Annotated in this window: 16 protein-coding genes; 12 read left to right on the top strand and 4 right to left on the bottom strand. The window is 69.5% G+C overall.

Going from position 1 to position 18092, the window contains the following annotated elements:
* Positions 1-53: 53 nt before the first annotated feature.
* The 10 genes from WS45_RS35685 (at position 54) to WS45_RS18345 (ending at position 11995) form a co-directional block, all read left to right on the top strand.
* Entirely contained in the window at positions 54-1172 is a 1119-nt protein-coding gene (locus WS45_RS35685; RefSeq protein WP_059700982.1) for a hypothetical protein, read from the top strand.
* The gene (locus WS45_RS18385; protein WP_059535972.1) at positions 1169-1432 is read left to right on the top strand and encodes a hypothetical protein; all 264 of its coding nucleotides are present in this window, start codon (positions 1169-1171) and stop codon (positions 1430-1432) included. Before WS45_RS35685 ends, WS45_RS18385 begins: the two co-directional genes overlap by 4 nt.
* The gene (locus WS45_RS18380; protein WP_059535974.1) at positions 1429-2250 is read left to right on the top strand and encodes a hypothetical protein; all 822 of its coding nucleotides are present in this window, start codon (positions 1429-1431) and stop codon (positions 2248-2250) included. The genes WS45_RS18385 and WS45_RS18380 overlap by 4 nt, the downstream gene beginning before the upstream one ends.
* Positions 2247-3719, top strand: a complete 1473-nt coding sequence (locus tag WS45_RS18375) for a S8 family peptidase (RefSeq protein WP_059700981.1) — start codon at positions 2247-2249, stop codon at positions 3717-3719. Before WS45_RS18380 ends, WS45_RS18375 begins: the two co-directional genes overlap by 4 nt.
* 58 nt (positions 3720-3777) lie before the next feature.
* A complete protein-coding gene (locus WS45_RS18370; RefSeq protein ID WP_059700980.1) occupies positions 3778-5571 on the top strand; it encodes a hypothetical protein in 1794 nt (597 codons plus the stop codon).
* 56 nt (positions 5572-5627) lie between these two features.
* A complete protein-coding gene (locus tag WS45_RS18365; RefSeq protein WP_257140528.1) occupies positions 5628-6674 on the top strand; it encodes a hypothetical protein in 1047 nt (348 codons plus the stop codon).
* A gap of 33 nt (positions 6675-6707) precedes the next feature.
* Positions 6708-8105 (top strand): hypothetical protein, encoded by a 1398-nt coding sequence (locus tag WS45_RS18360; RefSeq protein WP_059700978.1) that lies wholly within the window; start codon positions 6708-6710, stop codon positions 8103-8105.
* Positions 8106-8108: 3 nt separating this feature from the next.
* Positions 8109-9416: a hypothetical protein gene (locus WS45_RS18355; RefSeq protein ID WP_063896544.1), complete on the top strand. Its 1308-nt coding sequence runs from the start codon at positions 8109-8111 to the stop codon at positions 9414-9416.
* 3 nt (positions 9417-9419) lie between these two features.
* Positions 9420-10415 (top strand): hypothetical protein, encoded by a 996-nt coding sequence (locus WS45_RS18350; protein WP_059700976.1) that lies wholly within the window; start codon positions 9420-9422, stop codon positions 10413-10415.
* A 365-nt stretch (positions 10416-10780) separates the two neighbouring features.
* Entirely contained in the window at positions 10781-11995 is a 1215-nt protein-coding gene (locus tag WS45_RS18345) for a hypothetical protein (RefSeq protein ID WP_179950376.1), read from the top strand.
* 172 nt (positions 11996-12167) lie between these two features.
* On the opposite strand, the gene WS45_RS18340 is transcribed toward WS45_RS18345, so the two are convergent.
* The 3 genes from WS45_RS18340 to WS45_RS35100 form a co-directional block, all read right to left on the bottom strand.
* Positions 12168-12902 carry an ABC transporter substrate-binding protein gene (locus tag WS45_RS18340; protein ID WP_059690471.1) on the bottom strand — a complete coding sequence of 245 codons (735 nt, stop codon included), beginning with the start codon at positions 12900-12902 and terminating at the stop codon, positions 12168-12170.
* Between the two features lie 110 nt (positions 12903-13012).
* Positions 13013-13306 (bottom strand): antibiotic biosynthesis monooxygenase family protein, encoded by a 294-nt coding sequence (locus WS45_RS18335; protein ID WP_059690554.1) that lies wholly within the window; start codon positions 13304-13306, stop codon positions 13013-13015.
* Between the two features lie 78 nt (positions 13307-13384).
* The gene (locus WS45_RS35100; RefSeq protein ID WP_156437218.1) at positions 13385-13537 is read right to left on the bottom strand and encodes a hypothetical protein; all 153 of its coding nucleotides are present in this window, start codon (positions 13535-13537) and stop codon (positions 13385-13387) included.
* Here WS45_RS35100 and WS45_RS18330 point away from each other — a divergent pair.
* Together WS45_RS18330 and WS45_RS18325 are read left to right on the top strand one after the other, a co-directional pair.
* A complete protein-coding gene (locus WS45_RS18330; RefSeq protein WP_059700975.1) occupies positions 13536-14942 on the top strand; it encodes an HD domain-containing phosphohydrolase in 1407 nt (468 codons plus the stop codon). The two genes, WS45_RS35100 and WS45_RS18330, sit on opposite strands and share 2 nt — an antisense overlap.
* Before the next feature lie 81 nt (positions 14943-15023).
* The gene (locus WS45_RS18325) at positions 15024-16796 is read left to right on the top strand and encodes a histidine kinase (RefSeq protein WP_059700974.1); all 1773 of its coding nucleotides are present in this window, start codon (positions 15024-15026) and stop codon (positions 16794-16796) included.
* An 18-nt stretch (positions 16797-16814) separates the two neighbouring features.
* Here WS45_RS18325 and WS45_RS18320 read toward each other — a convergent pair whose 3' ends face one another.
* The gene (locus WS45_RS18320; protein WP_059700973.1) at positions 16815-17894 is read right to left on the bottom strand and encodes an extracellular catalytic domain type 1 short-chain-length polyhydroxyalkanoate depolymerase; all 1080 of its coding nucleotides are present in this window, start codon (positions 17892-17894) and stop codon (positions 16815-16817) included.
* Positions 17895-18092 lie beyond the last annotated feature (198 nt).

The following is an 18092-nucleotide window of genomic DNA, read 5'->3' as shown; positions in this document are numbered from 1 at the left end:
CGATGGCCCGCCTCATCCCCCCTCCGCCACCACGCGGCGCGGTAACGCCCGCGGTGGCACTTGCTCGCGACGCATTCGGCCGCGAGATCGTCGACGGCTCCGGATCGAGCGACCCGGGCAGGCAGGACGGCGTGCTGCCGCAAGCGGCGCCGGCCGGCGGCGGGGCGTCCGGCGCGCCGGGCGCGTCGACGCCGCCCAAGGAGAAGGCGACGGACGCCATCGGCCGGCGTGCGGCGGCGCTGGCCGATGCGATCGACTTTCCGACCTTCGTCGCGAGCCTGGTGCATGGCACGTACGACGCGATCGTCGACAGCTCGATCAAGCAAGTGGAGAGTTTCGCGGACCTGGTCGGCGCGGTGGCCAAGCCGCTGGACCAGTTCACGCAGGAGAACGTGACCGACGGACAGGCGCGCGCATGGCTGGTCGAGCAGTATCCGCACGACGTGACGCTGGTGCAGGACGGCGGCGAATACCGCCTCGCGCCGGTGGCCCGGCCCGGCGACGACGACACGACGCCCGCGCCCGCATGGCTCGCCGATTTCGGTGCGGCCGACGGCGCGTTCGACACCCAGACGCTCGAATCGGTGGTGCTGCCCCACGCCCGCGAGCGCGTCGCGCAGCATCGGCTGTCGACGCTGTCGACGATGGTGCTGCTCGGCATGCAACGGGTCGTGGTCAAGGACGGCACGATCGCGGCCAGCCTCAATTTCCAGGCCAAGGCGCGCGACCGGGCCGCCGTGCAGTACGCGACGTCGAACGACCCGTCGTCGGGACAGACGACCTGGGGCGGACGCGGCACGTCGGGCGATGTCGTCACCACGGTCTCGACCGTCGCGGTCAATGCGCAGACCGACACCGATCTCAAGGCGACGCTGACCGGGAAGGTGAGCATCAATTTCGCATCGGAGACGCTGCCGCTCGACCGTTTCGTCGACGAGGCGTCGCGCAATCTGCTGGAGCGCCACAGCCGGCCGGCGGCGCGGATCGCGCCGCCGGCGGCGACGGGCACCCCGCCCGCGGCACCGGCGGCGGCGCCCGTACTCGCGCCTGCGGCGACACCGGCGCCCGCCGCCGCGCCGGCATTGCCGGCCGCGTCCGCGACGCCCGCCGTGCCTGGCGCACCGGCCGCTCCCGCTACGCGACCCGCATCCGCCCGGGGAGAAACGACATGATTTCGCCGCGGCCGCTGGGCGAGACGCTGGGCGCGTTCGCCGACGTTGCCGAACAGCTGACCGCGGGCGCGGCGCAGGGGTTGCGGGTGCGCTCGGTGGCCATGGAGCTGCCGCTCGACCTGCGCGTCGCGCGGGGCGCCGACGGCATCGAGCTGGTCGGCGACCTGCCGCAGTTCCTGACCCGCACGGCCTTCGATCCGGAGCCGGCGCGGCTCGCGATCGTCCTCGAAGCCGTGCCGATCGACGGAGCGGGGCGATGAACAGCAACGCCAGCCTGCGCCTCGAGGATTTCATCCAGGCCGTGCAGAGCCAGCTCGACAACGCGCAGGCGGCGATGGCGATCAAGGCGCGCAACCTCAACCTGCCGCTGACTTTCGCGATCAAGGACGTCAACCTCGACTTGCGCGCCCATGTCGAATTCGTCGAAAGCGAAGTCTGGATTCGCCCCGCCGGCCCGGGCGACACCGACAGCAGCACGTTCCATCTCGTCTTCACGACCATCACGCGGCCGGCGATCGAGGAAAACGCGATCGCGCTGTCCGAGGACAGCAAGGACCAGCCGCTCGACGCGCTGGGCGACGAGCTCTCGGCCGAGGACCGCAAACGGCTGGAATGGGCCGGCGTGCGCACGGTCCGGCAATTCCGGCAGGCCGAACAGCGCGACATGGTGCATGCGATCGGCCGCGTCACCAATCTGTCCGTGGACCGGCTGCGCCGGGCGCTCGACCGGGCGTCCGCGCCGAGCGTCGAGCGGGTCGAGCCCGTGGCGCCCGCCACCGATGCGCAGCCCGACGCGTCGCCGCTGCTGCGCGTGATCGGGCGCAACCTCGTCAACGGCACGCACGCGCCGCTGGTGCGGATCGGCAATCGCCCGGTCGCGGTATTGCAATCGACGGACGACGAGCTGCTGCTCGCGCCCGGTCGCGACCAGTGGGCCGGCGAACTCGCCGTCTCGCCGACGAGCCGGCATGCTGCCGCGCTGGCGTTCGACCTGAGCGCATTCGCGCCGACGCCCGCGCCCGCGGCCAGGCCCATGACGCTGGCGGCCGTTCCCGGTCAGGAGGAGGCGCGGCCATGACGATCCATGCACTCGGCACGCCCTGGGCATCGCCCGGCGAGCGTCAGTTCAGCCTGCCGACCAGTCTGCTCGTCAAGCTGGCGCTCGGCGAAGCGCCCGAGCACGTGCCGTCGATCCGCGACGTGACGCGCGGCGCGCTGGCCGCCGCGCAATGCATCGACGGCGGCCCGGTCGACCGCATCGTGGCCGCGTTCGCCGGCCGCTTTCTCGCAGTGCGCCCGTTCAGCGCGGCAGCCAGGCGCTGGGTGCCCGGGCACGCGCACCTCGGATACGACGCGATCGAACAGATGACCGGCATGGCCCGCACGCTGCTGTTGCGCGTGCCGGCCGGCACGCCGATCGGCGAACTCTGCGACGCGCTCGCCCAGCTCGCGACCGTGGAAAGCGTGACGCCCAACTACGTGGCGACGGTCCCGATGGACGCGCCCGGCCGCCTGGCGCCCGTGCCGCCGGCCGCGCGGGTGGCGCAGGATGCGCGCGCGCTGGTGCGCATGGCCGACGCGCACGCGATCGAGCCGGGCGACAGCGGCGTCACGGTCGGTCTCATCGACAGCGGCATCGCCCGCCAGCATCCCGAATTCGCCCACGCATTCCGCGCGGGCGCCGATACGGTGCGGCTGGAGCCCGGCGATCTGTCGCCGGGCGTGCAACTGCTGAGCGGTCACGGTCATCGCGGCGATTTTCCCGAAGACCGCTTCGTCGGTCACGGCATGGGCTGCGCGGGGATCATCGCGGCGGAGGGCGTGGCGATGCCGCGCGGGCTCGGCGGCGACTGCCGCATCTTGCCGATGCGCGCGCTGGCCGCTGCCCGTTTGCCGGGCAAGGCGCACGCGATCGGGCTCGGCGCGATCGCCGATCTCGATCGCGCGCTCAAGCTCGCGGTCGACCTCGGCGCGAAGATCATCAACATGAGCTTCGGCACCGACGATGCGACGATCGCCGCCAACCGCCCGAAACCGCACGCCGACACGGTCGCGTACGCCGCCGCGCGCGGCTGCATCCTCATTGCCGCGAGCGGCAACAACGGCAGCGTGAGCCGCTACTGGCCCGCCGCCTACCCGCAGGTGATCGCGGTCGGCGCCGTGGGCGACGACGGCCGGCCGGCCCCGTTCTCGACGCGCGGCCCGCACGTCGCGCTGTGCGCACCCGGCGAACAGGTGCTGACGACCGCGATCGAGGCTTATCAGCTTGCGACCGGCACCAGTTTCGCCGCGCCGTTCGTCGCGGGCGCCGCGGCGCTGCTCGTCGCATACGCGCAGCGTCGCGCCTATCCGCTCGACGGCGCGACGGTGCGCGATCTGCTCGTTGCCGCCGCGCGCCCGTTCGCGCCCGGCGCGGCCGACGGCTGCGGCGCCGGCATTCTCGACGCGGCAGCGGCGCTGCAGGGGCTGTCCGGCCGCATCGACGCCTATGACGCGGCGGGCGACGACGGTTGCATGGGCAAGGAAGGAAGCGCCGACGACGGCTGACGTGCGCACCGGATCCCGTTCATCCCCTCGAACCGACCGGATTTCAAGGAGAAGTTAAATGTTTCATGTCAATCATCAAGTCCGCTTCCTCGACCTCGTCGACCTCGAGACCCGGGCACGCGACGGGCTGGTCGATATCGTCAACCGGCTCGAGTCGCTGAAGCGGCCGCCGGTCGCCGCCGAGCGGGAGCAGCTCGCGCTGTGCAAGGCCATCCTCGCGGTCGTCTACGACACGAAGCCGTCCGACGGCGTTCCGGAAGTGTGCGATCCGCTGTTCGTCGCCACCCGCGAACTGCTGGCCAGCAAGTCGCTGGTCAACCCGCCATTGCTCTCCGAGATCAACGGCCAGCTGGTGTTCGACGCGGGCGACGCGAGCGGCGCCAATGGCGCGAACGGCTCGGACCCGGAGGCCGCGTCGATCACGCTCGTCGCGCTGGTGCTGGGCATCCTCTCGGTGGACGGGGCCACGCCGCCGCCCGTGAAGGTCGTAGACGGCAAGACCGTGCCGGACGACGACAACGTGCTGATGAACACCTTTACCCGCCAGTTTTTCGCGGCGGTGGGCGAGGCCAATTCGTACGGCGCGCTGGCGCAGCGGGTGCTGGCGCTGCTGTGCATCGAGGGCGATCCCGACGGCCGCGGCGGCGAGCAGCCTGGGGTGGTCACCACCGAATTCGCACGCGTGATGCGCGGCCTGCAGGCGCGCAAGATCCAGGCCGACGAACCGCAGTTGCGTCGCCGCATCAACGAGGAGCTGAACACCGTCCAGAACATCGGCGGCGAGGACGCGATCGCCGATCTCGGCATCGACCTGCCGAACCTCGAGGATCTGGAGGACGCGAACATCGTTGCCGACAACGTGCGCGTGATGGGCCCGATGATCGTCGCCGCGATGTTCGACGAGCTCAAAGTGTTCCAGGTGGTCGACCGCATCGTCGAGCAGTTCCAGCACGGCACGCTGCCGATCGGCCCGGGCAATGCCGGCAAGCTGCTCTATCGCTACTGGCGCGAAACGCCGAACCGCATCTCCGAGCAGGAGCGCAAGAATTTCGCGGCGATCACGCTCGGCGTGCCGGGCGGCGATCCGAATACGGCCGGCAACCGCGAATTCAACGACTTGTGGATCCGCTTCGTGTCGTCGGTTTCGTCGTTCGTGCGCCAGACCGAAGTCGACTCGCTGCTGCGCGCGAGCGTGCCGAATCCGATCAACCACCAGCAGGTGCGCAAGGCCGCCCGCGATCTCGCCGGCAACCTGTCGCTGCACGGCTACGGCATGGCGCATTACGCCGCGCGCGAGATCCAGTCGCAGGTCAAGTTCATGATCGACCTGCTGCAGGACCCCGAGATCCGCGGCTGCTACGGCGCCAAGGACATGTGGCAGGTGATCGACCAGGTCGCGACCTACGATCTGGGCGGCGCGCGCACCAGCTCGCGCTATCGCACGCTGGCGACCTGCGGCACGATCATCACCGCGTGGCTGGCCAACAACGTCGATCGCGTCAACAAGGCGACCGGCCCGCTGCTCAGCATCGACCAGATCGCCAACCCCGACGTCTCGTCGAACCACAAGTCGACCGTCGACCCGACCGATTACGACCTGGTCAACGCGTGCGAGCTGTGGCTGGCCGATACCGCGACCACCGATACGCAGATCGAGCAGTTCTCGCAGCCGCGCGAGGCGCCGCAGATGACGTCGAAGCCCGTGCCGATCCCGGCGATGGCGCGCGAGATGCTGGACGGCGTCGGCGATATCGGCGCCGGCATCGGCCTGGGGGCGGGCGTGCCGGTGAAGGCGGGCTACGGCGTCGGCACGCACAACGGGGCGAGCTATTACGCGAACCGTCCGCACTGAACCGGCGTTGCGTGCGCTGCGCCATTCCCGAACCCTGCCGGAGCCGAGCCATGCCCATGACCACATCCCGCGAACCGGTCGTCGCCCGGGTCGAACGACGCCTGAAAAGCGCCGCGCGAAGCCTTGGCACCGCCGATCCATTCGCGCCGTCGCGCGACCTGTTCCTGCGCACGTTCGGCGACGGCGCCGACGATCTGCGGTTTCGCGACAACGCGCTGATGCCGATGGCGGTACCGTTCGAGCCCAGCTTCTCGGAAAGCCAGCCGGGCAAGCTGCGCTTCACGATCGAGCCGTTGCCGCCGGAGGCGTCCGCGATCGACCGGCGCGACGAGTCGACCCGCGAAATGCGCAAGCTGATCCGGGACTTCATCGGCCGCGAAGCGCTGCACTGGTTCGACCAGGCGAGCGAGCCGTTCCGCGGCTTCGCGCGGCCGGGCGGCAACCTCGATTACGGCGCGTTCTTCGGCTCCAGCTACGACCGCGACGGGCTCTATGCGTCCAAGGTGTACTACGAGCTGCCCGGCGACGCCGGCACGATCGAGAACCTGCCCCGCGACCTGGCCGGCGTCGTCCAGGCCGCGCTGTGGATGGTGCCCGGGCTCAAGCCGCTCTTTACCACGATGGCGGCCCAGCGCGATCTCGGCGGCCAGCGGCTCACGTTCGCGTGCACCCGGGCGCTGCGGCTCGCCGATCTGCAGCCGGTCATGGATGCGCTCGGCATCGGCCATCGGCTTCCCGGCATCATGCAGCTTCTGGGGCTGGTGCTCGGCGGGCGGTTCGACCTGCCGCCGCATGGCGCGCTGCTCGCGTTCGGGCTCGGTCCGGACGGGCCGGATTTCGAGCTCTACGTGCTGCTCTCGGCGATCCCCGACGTGCCGCCGGCGTTCCTCAGCCTGCTGACGATGGGGCTCGCCGAGCGTCCGCGCGGGCTGCAGGCGCTCGAGCGATGGATGGGCGCGTTCACGCCGGAGGACGCGCACTGGCCGGGCCGCTTCTCGATCATCAGCTTGCGCACGGACGCGGCCTGCCCGGCGCGGGTGAGTCTCTACCTGCGCCCCATCGAGTTCGAACTGCCTGTGGACGCGCCTGCCCAGGCCAACTGAATCGCTTCGTCACGCGTTTCCCGCGAGGTCGCCATGTTCCCGCAAGCCGCCCGTTCCACGCCGATCGCGCCACCGCCCAGCGCCGCCGCGGCCGCCCCGCGCCATATGCCGCCGGCGCCGGCGCCGGTGCCGGCCGACGAAGTGCGCCACGGCGTCGCGCAGATGCTGACCCGGTCGCAGGCATTCAACGCGATGCCCGACGCCGATCGCCGCGACATCGCGCGCAACACCGCATTGATCGCCGACTATCTGGCCCGCCCCGAAGGGTTCGCCGGCAATGAAATCCCGGGCGGGCTGGGCACCGCCACGGCGCGCGCGCTCGACGACAACACGGATCATTCGGCGCACGAGCAGGATTTCAACGTCCACAACAAGGCAGTCGAGGACATCGGCAAGTCCAAGTTCACCGCGTCGGCCGCGCGCGAGGGCGCGGCGGTCGCAGGCGAGCTGCTGAACCAGGTGAAGTTTCCGACCTTCGTCGCGAGCCTGATCAGCGGCGTGTTCCAGTCGATCACGCACAGCTCGATCGAGCAGATGAAGGCGTATCAGGAAATGATCGCGCAGGTGGCGAAATCGCTCGGCCAGTTCGCCGACGAACATGTGACCGAGAACCAGGCGCGCGATCACATGGTCGGCCAGTTTCCCGACCTGTTCGAGATCGGCATGGACGACAGCGGCGATACGCCGAGCCCGCGCGTGCAGGTGCGCGACGGGGTCGACCCCGACGAGGCGTCGAAGACCGTGCGTGCCCGCCTGCAGATGGGCGACGGCGACACCTTCGACCTGTCGGACGAGGCCTCCGAGCTGGCCATCGTCAACCGCTTCAAGATGCAGCTCGCCAAGCAGCGCCAGCAGATGCTGGCCTCGATCGTGCTGATGGGCATCAACCGCATCGTCGTCACCGACGGCAAGATCTCGGCGAAGATCATCTACGACGTGCGCGCGCAGGACACGCTCACCAAGCAGCGCAGCGCCAGCGCGGTCGACCTCGCCCGCGACAAGGACGGCAACGTCCAGTCGACCTACGCGGGCAAGGGCACCTACGATCGCGGCGGCAAGTACGATTCCAGCAACGACAAGGACAACGGCCGCCAGTACAGCGCCGACTATTACGCGAAGGGCGACTACGAATACGAGAACAAGCCGATCGTCACCGCGTCGACCGCCGCGTCCGAAACCAGCAACGCGGCGATGCAGACCAAGATCCAGATGTCGGGCGCGGTCGACGTCAATTTCAAGAGCGACTACCTGCCGCTCGACAAGATGGCGACGCCGCAGATGATCGCCACCATCACCGGCAACGCGACGCCGGCCGATCCCAACGTGCTGCCCAGTCCGAAAACGCCGCCGGCCGCGGCCGCACCCGCCGCGGCGTCTGCCCCGGCAGCGGCGGCTTCGGCTCCGGCTCCGGCGGCGGCCAAGGGAAACTGAGCCATGCGCCCGCCCGCTTCCCCCGACGCGCTTCACCCGGTGCGGCCGCCCACGAGCGCCGCCGCGTTCGACGCGACGCGGCCCGAGGTACGCCGCCTGCTGACCGCGATTCCGTCGTTCCTCGACCTGCCCGACGACGAGCGCCGCCGCATCGCCGCGGATACGGTGCGGGTGCTCGCTTACCTGGCGGATCCGAACGGCGTGCATGCCGAGATCGCCGAGCGCGAGGCGAACGGCGAATTGCCGCCCACCGGCCTCGCGCACCCGATCGCGCAGCCGCAACCTCGGCCGGCGCCGGCCGCCGCGACGCTGGCCGACGATCCCGTCACCGCGACCAAGCGCCAGCTCGCGCAGGATCCCGGCTTCGCCGGCAAGGACTTCCAGGCCGGTGCGGTGAAGCAGGGCGTCGAGCAGTTCGGCCAGATGGTGCAGAAGGTCGATTTTCCGAAATTCGTAGGAGGACTGATCAAGAACGTGTTCCAGGCGATCGTCGAAAGCTCGATCGAGCAGATGCGCGCGTATGGCGAGCTGATCGCCAACGTCGCCAAGACCACCGCGCAGTTCATGAGCGACAACATCAGCGAGGGCGCCGGCCGCGACTATCTCGCCGATTCGTTCCCGGACGTGCTGTCGGTGCAGGCGCAGGAAGGCGCCGACGCGTTCGACGCGGACAGCGCCGGCGCGGCCGCGGCGGCGGCCCCGACGCGGCTGGTGGCGCAGGGCGACAACGCGCAGCAGCGGCTTGCCGAGATCAGCCGGAACTACAACCTCGATCCGCCGGTGACCGATCTGTCCGACGACAAATCCGAGCTGCGCCTCGTCACCGCGGCGCGCCTGCAGATGGCGAAGCAGCGGCAGCAGCTGCTGTCGTCGATGGTCATGCTCGGCATCAATCGCATCGTCGTCACCGACGGGTCGATCAACGCCAAGGTGGTATTCGACATGCGCGCGAGCGACACCGCGAAACGCACCTACACCGCGTCGATGCACGACCGCGAAAGCCAGAAATACAAGGAATCGCTCAACGCCCATTACGGCAGCTGGTACACGCCGTATTCCGCCGACGCCGCGTTCGAGGGGCAGCAGGAACACGTGGCGACCGTCGGATCGGCGCTCGACGACACGAGCGAATCGAAGGCCGAGGTGAAAGCGAAGCTCTCGGGCGAGGTGCGCGTCAACTTCAAGAGCGACTACCTGCCGCTCGAGAAGATGGCGACGCCCGAGATGATGTCGGTGATCCAGGGCAACTCGACGCCGTACAACCCCAACAAGCCGGCCCCCGCCGCCGGTTTGCCCGCCGGGCAGCACTGAATCATGGCGCGCATGCTCATCGCCCCGCCGGCGGATGCCGGACTCGCGGCGGCCATCCGGTCGGGGGAGCGGCTCGTCGAGCGTGCGACCGCACACGGCCTCGCGTTCGCGCTCGACGAACTCGGCGACATCGCGATCCCCGATCCCGTTGCCGCACGCATCGACAAGGCGCAACTGCGGGCGCTCGCGTCGCTTTATCTGGCGGCCGACCTCGAGTCCGCGGGGGTGATCCCCGCGGTCGAGGCGCTCGCCGGTTTGTCCGCAAGCGGTGCCGTCGGCGTCGACCTTGGCGGCGCGGCGCCGCTGGTCGTCAACTGGTGGCGCCACCGCGCCGAGAAGCTGGCGGCCGGCGAACGCGCGGCGTTCTATTCGCGATTGTTTGGCACTGCGTACGGCCCGGCCGCGGCGGATGCCGAGCGCAACGTCCCGTTCGAGGAGTGCATGCTCGAGCTTTGCGAGGCGCTCTACAAGCTCGACGAGACGCCAAGCGCCGACCCGCGCGGGGATCTCGGGCAGCAGGCGCGGGTCCGCAATGCCGCCCGCGCTCTCGCGCAGAACCTCGGCGCCGCCTGCACCGGCGTGACCGCATTCATGGCCGGCGAGATCGTCGGCATGCTCAGGGACGCGTTCGCGATCCTCGGCCATGCCGACCTGCGTCAAGGCTTCGCCGCGCGCGACATCTGGGGCGTGGTCGCCGGCATCGACCGGCTCTCGCGCCAGCCGTCGCGCTCGCCCGCCGCCTATGTGCGGCGCGGCAAGGCGGGGATGACCGTGATCGCGTGGCTGGCGGACGTCGCGGATGGGCTGGGCGCCGCGTCGCCGCTGCTGAGCACGGACAATCCGGTGATCGCCTCCGCCGCCGACTGGATCGAGGCGACGCTCAGTCTCGGCGAGAAGCCCGACGGCGCGGCGCGTTCCGCCTCGGACGACGGCCGCGCCGTGCCGCAGGCTTCGCGCCCGGCCGCGCCGGCAAACTCGTGGGCGGCACTCGGAACCTGACATGAAACCGCGCTGCTCAGGCCGTCGCGACACGGGCGGCGCAATCCGGGAACCGACGGCGGCAGGCGTGCCGTCGCCATCGCGGCCGCACGCCATGCGGCGGAGCGGTTGAAATGGCGGCAAGCGCACCTCTTGCGCGTTCGCCGGTGCCGCGGCCCGACGTTCGACACCGTGTCCGCGAACTGCTGTCCGCGCAGCAGGGTTTCGGCGCGCTCGATCCGGCCATGCGCCGCGATCTCGCGTCCGGACTGGCACGGATCGGCTCGATCGCGCTCGACCACCACGAACTCGCGGCGCGCCCCGGCACGGCACTGGCCGTTGCGCAGAATGCGGGTTCCGAGTATTCGGGCACCGCCATCGACCGGATGGCCGGCACCACCCGGGCGGTGCTCAACGCGGTGTCGTTCCCGCGCTTCGTGACCGAGCTGATCACGGGCGTCTTCAAGGCGATGAACGATTCGAACCAGCAACAGCTGACCGCGTTCGTCGACCTGATCCGCAATGTCGCGCAGACCACCGAAGGCTTCGCGGACAGCAACGTGGGCATCGCCGGAGCGCGGCAATGGCTGGCCGAGCATTTCCCCACCGCCTACGAGGTCACCGGCGACGACGAGGCCGCGGACGACGCCGACGAACTGGCGGGCCTGCCGCCGGACGAGCGCCATCAGCGCCAGCAGGAGCTGCAGGCCGAGCGCGATGCCGCGACCCGTTTGGCGTTGCGCCCGGGCGCGACCCCGCCGGCCGAAGCCGCGTTGCGCAGCGCGCTGGGATTGGGGCCGGGCGATGCGGTTCCGGCCTCCGATCCCGAGCGTCTGGTGCCGCTGGCCCAGCAGGTGCTGGCCCGCAACCGCCAGCAGTTGCTCGCGACGATGGTGCAGATGGGGTTGCAGCGCATCGTCATCGAGAGCGGGCGTCTCAACGCCGCGATGAATTTTCATATCGACGCGAGCAGCGCCGCCGCCAACGACCGCGGCTCGCAATTTGACACGCGCAACACGGTGGGGGTGAGCGGGGGCGCACGCTTCGGGCCCTGGGGCGCGGAGGCCAACGTGCAGAGCACGATCGGCTACGTGTCGACCGACCGAACCCAGACGACCGAGAGTTCGCACGCCGACGTCAACCTGAGCAGCGGCGTCGAACTGGTGTTTCGCACCGACTACGTGCCGTTGAACCGGCTGGCGGGCGTGGGCGACATCGAACGCATCCGTGTTAACACGATCAATCCGGATGCCGAAGCGGCGCGCCTGTCCGCCGATCGCACCGCGCAGCGCAGCGCCGAACAGGCCGACATGGCCGCTCGCCGGACTTCGCTGGACGGCGGACTGCGCGCGCCGCCGCCTGTCGGCCCCGCGGCGTCGGGCTCGGCAGGGGGCGCGCATGCGAGCCAGCCGGGCTCGTCGGCACCTTCGGGCTCTTCGACCTCTTCAGCCTCGTCGCCGAATTCGGCGTCTGCTTCCGCGCCCGCGCCGCAGCCGCCGGCCAGGCCGGGCGCCGCGGCGTCCCCGTCGCCCGCGCACCCCGCGACGGCCGCGCCTCGATCGCCGGCCGGCGCAACGGCGGCGGGACATCGCGCAGCGTGATGAACATGCACGGCGGCAGCCATTGGCGACATCCCGTGCAGCGCCGAAGCACGTCGATGACGACGTTCAGCCGCGCGAGCGACGTGTCGGATACGAGGTGGCGCGAGGGCGTCGACTGGCAGCGCCGATCTGGCGCGACAACATCGTGAGGATCACTTGACGTATGCGTCGATCAGGCGCGCGGTGCGACCGACGCACCGACGATGCCATGCCGCCGCAGCGAATCCGCGACGAAGCCCGACGCCTTCATCTCCTCGACGAACGCGCCGAGCAACGCGGCGGCCGCTTCGCCGCGGCTCTTCGGTACGCCCATCGCCTGGCGGATCACCATGAAGCGCTCGCCGAGCAGGCGCAGGCCCGTGGTCTTCGCCGCGTCGGCCTCGAGCTGCTGCTTCACGCCCGCCGCGACTTCGAGCTGCTGCTCGACGAACGTCGACACGACGGCCTGCGACGACGGCGCGCGCACGATCTGCGCGGCTTTCAATTCGCGCGTGAGGAACAGGTCGTACGCGCTGCCCTTGCCGACGGTCACGCGATTGTGCGGCTGATCGACGTCGGCATTGCCGCGGATCGGCGAATCGTCGCGCACCAGATAGAAGCCTTCGATCAGCACGTACGGTTCGGTGAACGCGACCGTTTCGCCGCGCAGCGGATCGACCGCGAAGAAGCCGAAATCGGCGCGTTCTTCGGTCAGCGCCTGCACCGACTTGCCGGCGGTGTCGAACACGACGAGTTCGAGCTCGGCCGACAACCGCTCGGCAAACGCGCGCGCGAGGTCGACCGATACGCCGAACGGCTCGCCCGTGGCCGGGTCGCGGTTCGCGAGGATCGGATTGCCGAGATTGATCGACGCGCGCAGCTTGCCGGTCGGGATGAATGCGGAGCGGACGGAGGGATCGACGGTCATGAAAGGCTCGTAAGGAATCGGATGGGCCGGAACGGCGAACGGCCAGGGCGCCGAGGCGGCGTCATCCGCGACGGATCGGGTGGCGCGTCGCGGCTGTGGCTTCGCCGCGATTACTTCACTGCAACTTCCGTATGCACGACTTGCGGCGGGCTCTTGAAGAACGGCCCGGCCAGTTGCCGCCACGCCTGGAAGTCGTCCGATTGCCGGAAATGCACCATGTGATCGTCGACGGTCTCCCATTTGACGACGAGCAGATAGCCGCCGCTGCGCTCGATCACGCGGTGCAGTTCGGCGCCGCCGCAGCCGCGCGCGCGGGCAAACAGCGGAAGTGCCTGGCGAACTGCCGCTTCGAATTGCTCGGCCTGCGACGGATCGATTTCGAGCGATGCCATTTCCAGAATCATGAATGCTCCATGCGGGATGAAGGATGCGACGGGGCGCGCCATGATCGACGCGTCCCGCAACGATACCGGAAGTCGGCGTCACGCGTTCCGGATGACCGGCTCGCGCGCGGCCGACCGCGCGAGGGATGCCGCCGAACGGCTCATACGAATCAGCGTTTTCCCCAATGTGGAATACGCGCCACGCGCCGATGTCACAGAGGTGGTGAAGATAAACAATCCGAGGACAGCCATGACCACATCCGCGATAAACGGAACGAATGATGCACCACCCGAAACGATCGCCGAAGCCGTATCCGACAACCCCGTCGCCGCGCCGTCGATCCTGCTGGTCGACGACGAGCCGAGCGTGCTGTCCGCGCTCAAGCGGGTGTTGCGGCCCGCGCGCTACGACATCCTGACCGCCGAAAGCGGGGAAGCCGCGCTCGACATTCTGGCTGCGACCGAAGTCGACCTGATCGTGTCGGACATGCGCATGCCGAACCTGAGCGGCGCGGCGTTTCTCGCCCGTGCCCGGTCGCTGTACCCGGACACGATGCGTATCCTGCTGACCGGCTATTCCGACGTCGCGTCGATCGTGGAGGCCGTCAACGAAGGCGGCGTGTATCGCTACCTGAACAAGCCGTGGGACGATCACGACCTGCTGATGACCATCGAGCAGGCGCTCGAACAGCGGCGCCTGCGGGCAGAGGCCGCGCGGCTGGCCGCGCTGACCGAAGCGCAGAACGAAACGCTGCGCCGCTTCAATACGGAACTCGAAACGCAGGTTCGCGCGCGCACCGAGGAACTCGGGCAAACCGTGATGTTTCTCGAAGCGGCGCAGCATGACCTGAAAAGCAGTTTCACCGCGATGGTGCAGGTCTGCGCGAGCATGATCGAGATGCGCTGCGGATCGGCGAGCGGGCATGCGATGCGCGTCGGCGAGATCGCGCGCCGTCTCGCGCTGTCGGCGGGGATGAGCAGCCTGCACGCGCAGGACGTGTATTTCGCGGGACTGCTGCACGGCATCGGCAAGCTGTCGCTGCCCGACGAGCTGTTGCACAAGCCGCTCGTGAAGATGACCACGGACGAACACAGCCTGTTCCAGCAACACCCGCTGCGCGCGCAGATGGTGCTCACGCCGGTCGCGCAATTGCACAAGGTCGCGTCGATCGTGCTGCACCAGTACGAGCGGTTCAATGGACGCGGCACGCCGGACGGGCTCGCGGGCGACGCGATTCCGCTCGGCTCGCGGATCGTCGCGATCGCGCGCGATTTCGAAGGGTTGCGCAACGGCGAGATCGGTTCGCCGCATTCGGTCGAGCAGGCGATCGACGTGCTGCACTCGCAGGCCGGCGTGCGATACGACCCGCTGCTCGTCGCGCGCTTCATCGACCTGATGCGGGATCCGGCGAGCCTGCGCATCGCGGCGTCCGTCGCGGAGATCCGGTCCGAGCAGTTGCGCGAGGGAATGCAGCTCGCCGACGATCTGCGCACGCATCGCGGGGTGCTGTTGATGACGAAGGGCAGCGTGATGTCGGGGCACCAGATCGAGCTCGTGCGCCGTTTCGAGGCACGCGAAGGCACGACGTTCGACATTCTCGTGACGACCGGCGCCGCCGCGTCGACGCAGTCGCCCGCCGGCACGCCGCCTGACTGACGTCGCGCGGGACGGCTCGACCGTGGCGCGCGATCGGCGCGCGTCGCGGCATCGCGTTCAATTCGACCGGGGCGCTCGATCATGCATGGCACCTACGACCTGCTGCTTGTCCTGCTGTCGCTCGTCATCGCGACGCTGGCTTCCTATACGGCGCTTGATCTGGCCGCATTCATTTCGCTGCTCGACAACCCGACGCTCAAGCGCGCGTGGCTGGCCGGCGGCGCGGCCGCGATGGGCACCGGAATCTGGTCGATGCATTTCGTCGGCATGCTGGCGCTGTCGCTGCCGATTCCGCTCGGCTATGCGCTGCCGGATACCGGCGCATCGCTGGCGATCGCGGTGCTCGTGTCGTATTTCGCGCTGAACGTCGTTACGCGCGCGCGGTTGGGTCGACGGCGCCTGCTGGCGGGCGGCATGCTGATGGGCGCCGGGATCGTCGGAATGCATTACACGGGCATGGCCGCGATGCACATGGCGCCGGGTATTCGCTACGATCCCGCGCTGTTCGCGGCGTCGATCGGCGTCGCGGTGATCGCGTCGACCGTCGCGCTCTGGATGGCGCAGACGTTGCGTGCGCAACAGGCTCGCCATGCGACCGCGCAACGCATCGGCGCCGCGCTGATCATGGGCATCGCGATCACGGGCATGCACTACACGGCGATGGCGGCCGCGCATTTCGCGCCGGATGCGCGCTGCGGCGCCGCGAACGGCATCGACGCGCCGTGGCTCGCGACGACCATCGCGCTGTTCACGATGGCGACGCTGATCGTCACGCTGCTCGTCTGCCGCTTCGATGCGCGCACGACCTTTCTGCGCGGCATGACGGACACGCTCGAACGGCTGGTGCGATTGCGGACCGCGGAACTCGAAGCGGCGTTGCAGCGTTACGAGCAGACGACGGCGATGCTGCAGCGCACGCGCGAGAACATGGCGACCGAGATCGACGAGCGCCGGGCGGCTCAGAGTCGGCTCGAACAGGAGAAGGACGAACAGCGGCGCCTGCTGCGGGCGCTCGAGGAAACCCACGTGCAGTTGCTGCAATCGGAGAAACTCGCGTCGATCGGTCAGCTCGCGGCCGGCGTCGCGCACGAGATCAACAATCCAATCGGCTTCATCAGCGCGAACCTCAATACGCTGAGGACGTGGGTGCGAAGCCTGCTCGACGTCATCGCCGCGCATGACGCCGCGCTGACGCAGCTGGAGCCGGCGACGCGCGACGCGCTGACGGCGATGCGCGTCGCGGCCGATCTGGACTACGTGCGCGACGAGATCGTGACGCTGATCGACGAATCGATCGACGGTGCGGTGCGGGTGCGGCGCATCGTGCAGGACCTGCGCGATTTCTCGCGGCCGGGGAGCGGCGAGTGGAGCGTGGTGGATATCCACGCGGGCCTCGAGAGCACGCTCAACGTCGTCCACAACGAACTCAAGTACAAGGCCGACATCGTCCGCGAATACGGCGACGTGCCGCAAGTCGAATGCCTTCCGTCGCAGTTGAACCAGGTATTCATGAACCTGCTCGTCAACGCCGCACATGCGATTCCGACGCGCGGCGTGATCACGATCCGCACGTCGAGCGACGGCGAGCAGGTGTCGATTGCGATCAGCGATACCGGAACCGGCATGACGCCCGACGTCGTTCGGCGGATCTTCGATCCGTTCTTCACGACGAAGCCGGTCGGGCAGGGCACGGGGCTGGGGTTGTCGGTGTCGCATGGCATCGTCGAACGCCATCGCGGCACGATCGACGTGACGAGCGAGCCGGGGCGCGGCACGACGTTCTGCGTTCGACTGCCGATCCGGCGCGCGGAAGGCAGCGCGGATGCGGTGGAGGCAGTCGAGCAACAGGCGTGAGCGACAGGTGACGCCTCGTCACCGCGCCCGCTTGCGCCGTCGCCTGCGAAAGAAATTCCAGAACATCGCGGTCGCGTCCGGTCCCGTCGCGGAGTGGAACGCTTCGCGCGGATCGCCGCCGCTCCACGCGTGCGCCAGACGGCGCACGATGCAGACGCGGACGATCAGCCGGCCGCCGCGCAGATAGTCGGTGTAATCCGCGTCGTCGTGCGCGTACGTATGTTGCTCGCCGACACGCAGTTCACCGTGCTCGTCGACGAGCCGATTGATCCGCGCAAACGCGACGCCGAGCTGTCGCGCGTTTTGCTCGGCGACGACCGTATCGAGTCCGCCATGCACGACGAGCGCGGGCATCCCCGGATAAGCGCGTACGTCGACGCAGGCGTCGACGACGCCTATCGGATCGTCGTGCAGGCCGCGGCGCATCAGGCTCATCGCGGCCATCGTCGACAACGGCGGCGCGATGGCCGGACCGGAGTGCAGGCCGACGGCCGCGAACAGGTCGGGAGACTCGATCGCCAGCCGTGCCGCGAGCCCTGCGCCGGCCGACATGCCGGCCAGGTAGATTCGGTCGCGGTCGAACCCGCGCGCCTGCACGATCGCATCGATCAGCGACGCGATCGCCGGGGCCTCCGACTGCGATGCATCGCCATGCCAGTTCCAGCAGCGATGCGAATGGGCGGTCTTCGCCTGTTCGGGAAACAGCACGGCAAACCCGGCGCGCTCGGCGATGCGGCAGATGCGCGTGCCCGCGGCGAACGACTCGGCCGTCTGCTTGCAGCCGTGCAGCATCACGACGACGGGCATGCCGTCGCTCGGCGCCGAAGCGGCGGGCAGGTACAGCGCGTACGCGAGATGGTTGACGAGGCGGCCGGCGGCCGGGCGCGCGGAATGAAACGAGCGCAGCCACGTGCCGGGTGCCTGGTGCGGCGATGTCCGCGCGGCGGTCGTCGAACCCGGGCGACGCGGGGGCCGTATGTTGGCGGCGCGCTTGGCCGCTGTGGCCGGTTTGGTCGTCTTCCTTTTGGGTCGCGTACTCGTCGCGGCGGAAAACAGGTCGAACGGGCGTAGCCAGAGGCTGGATTTTTTCCTGGGCATGGACGGATCTCGTGCCGGCGGGGGCGTGCGACAGCATGCGGCGAAGCCGGCCGCTGGATGGCGGGCGAATGCGGGGGCAGCGCACAATGCGTGCCGCGGGAAGCATCCGCGTCGAGGTGCGCCGGCACGGCCGACACGGGGAAGCGACCGATCGACGGAACCCCGCACCCCGCGACGTCCATCCGGCAGCGCCCCGAT

Source organism: Burkholderia sp. RF2-non_BP3, from assembly GCF_001522185.1.
Taxonomy (GTDB): domain Bacteria; phylum Pseudomonadota; class Gammaproteobacteria; order Burkholderiales; family Burkholderiaceae; genus Burkholderia; species Burkholderia diffusa.
This window is presented reverse-complemented; position numbering and strand designations above follow the sequence as displayed.

Excerpts from the sequence above, each read along its gene's own strand:
- WS45_RS18385 (WP_059535972.1), top strand. The coding sequence starts at position 1,169 with ATGATTTCGCCGCGGCCGCTGGGCGAGACGCTGGGCGCGTTCGCCGAC.
- WS45_RS18380 (WP_059535974.1), top strand. The coding sequence starts at position 1,429 with ATGAACAGCAACGCCAGCCTGCGCCTCGAGGATTTCATCCAGGCCGTG.
- WS45_RS18375 (WP_059700981.1), top strand. The coding sequence starts at position 2,247 with ATGACGATCCATGCACTCGGCACGCCCTGGGCATCGCCCGGCGAGCGT.
- WS45_RS18370 (WP_059700980.1), top strand. The coding sequence starts at position 3,778 with ATGTTTCATGTCAATCATCAAGTCCGCTTCCTCGACCTCGTCGACCTC.
- WS45_RS18365 (WP_257140528.1), top strand. The coding sequence starts at position 5,628 with ATGACCACATCCCGCGAACCGGTCGTCGCCCGGGTCGAACGACGCCTG.
- WS45_RS18360 (WP_059700978.1), top strand. The coding sequence starts at position 6,708 with ATGTTCCCGCAAGCCGCCCGTTCCACGCCGATCGCGCCACCGCCCAGC.
- WS45_RS18355 (WP_063896544.1), top strand. The coding sequence starts at position 8,109 with ATGCGCCCGCCCGCTTCCCCCGACGCGCTTCACCCGGTGCGGCCGCCC.
- WS45_RS18350 (WP_059700976.1), top strand. The coding sequence starts at position 9,420 with ATGGCGCGCATGCTCATCGCCCCGCCGGCGGATGCCGGACTCGCGGCG.
- WS45_RS18345 (WP_179950376.1), top strand. The coding sequence starts at position 10,781 with ATGGCCGGCACCACCCGGGCGGTGCTCAACGCGGTGTCGTTCCCGCGC.
- WS45_RS18340 (WP_059690471.1), bottom strand. The coding sequence starts at position 12,902 with ATGACCGTCGATCCCTCCGTCCGCTCCGCATTCATCCCGACCGGCAAG.
- WS45_RS18335 (WP_059690554.1), bottom strand. The coding sequence starts at position 13,306 with ATGATTCTGGAAATGGCATCGCTCGAAATCGATCCGTCGCAGGCCGAG.
- WS45_RS18330 (WP_059700975.1), top strand. The coding sequence starts at position 13,536 with ATGACCACATCCGCGATAAACGGAACGAATGATGCACCACCCGAAACG.
- WS45_RS35100 (WP_156437218.1), bottom strand. The coding sequence starts at position 13,537 with ATGGCTGTCCTCGGATTGTTTATCTTCACCACCTCTGTGACATCGGCG.
- WS45_RS18325 (WP_059700974.1), top strand. The coding sequence starts at position 15,024 with ATGCATGGCACCTACGACCTGCTGCTTGTCCTGCTGTCGCTCGTCATC.
- WS45_RS18320 (WP_059700973.1), bottom strand. The coding sequence starts at position 17,894 with ATGCCCAGGAAAAAATCCAGCCTCTGGCTACGCCCGTTCGACCTGTTT.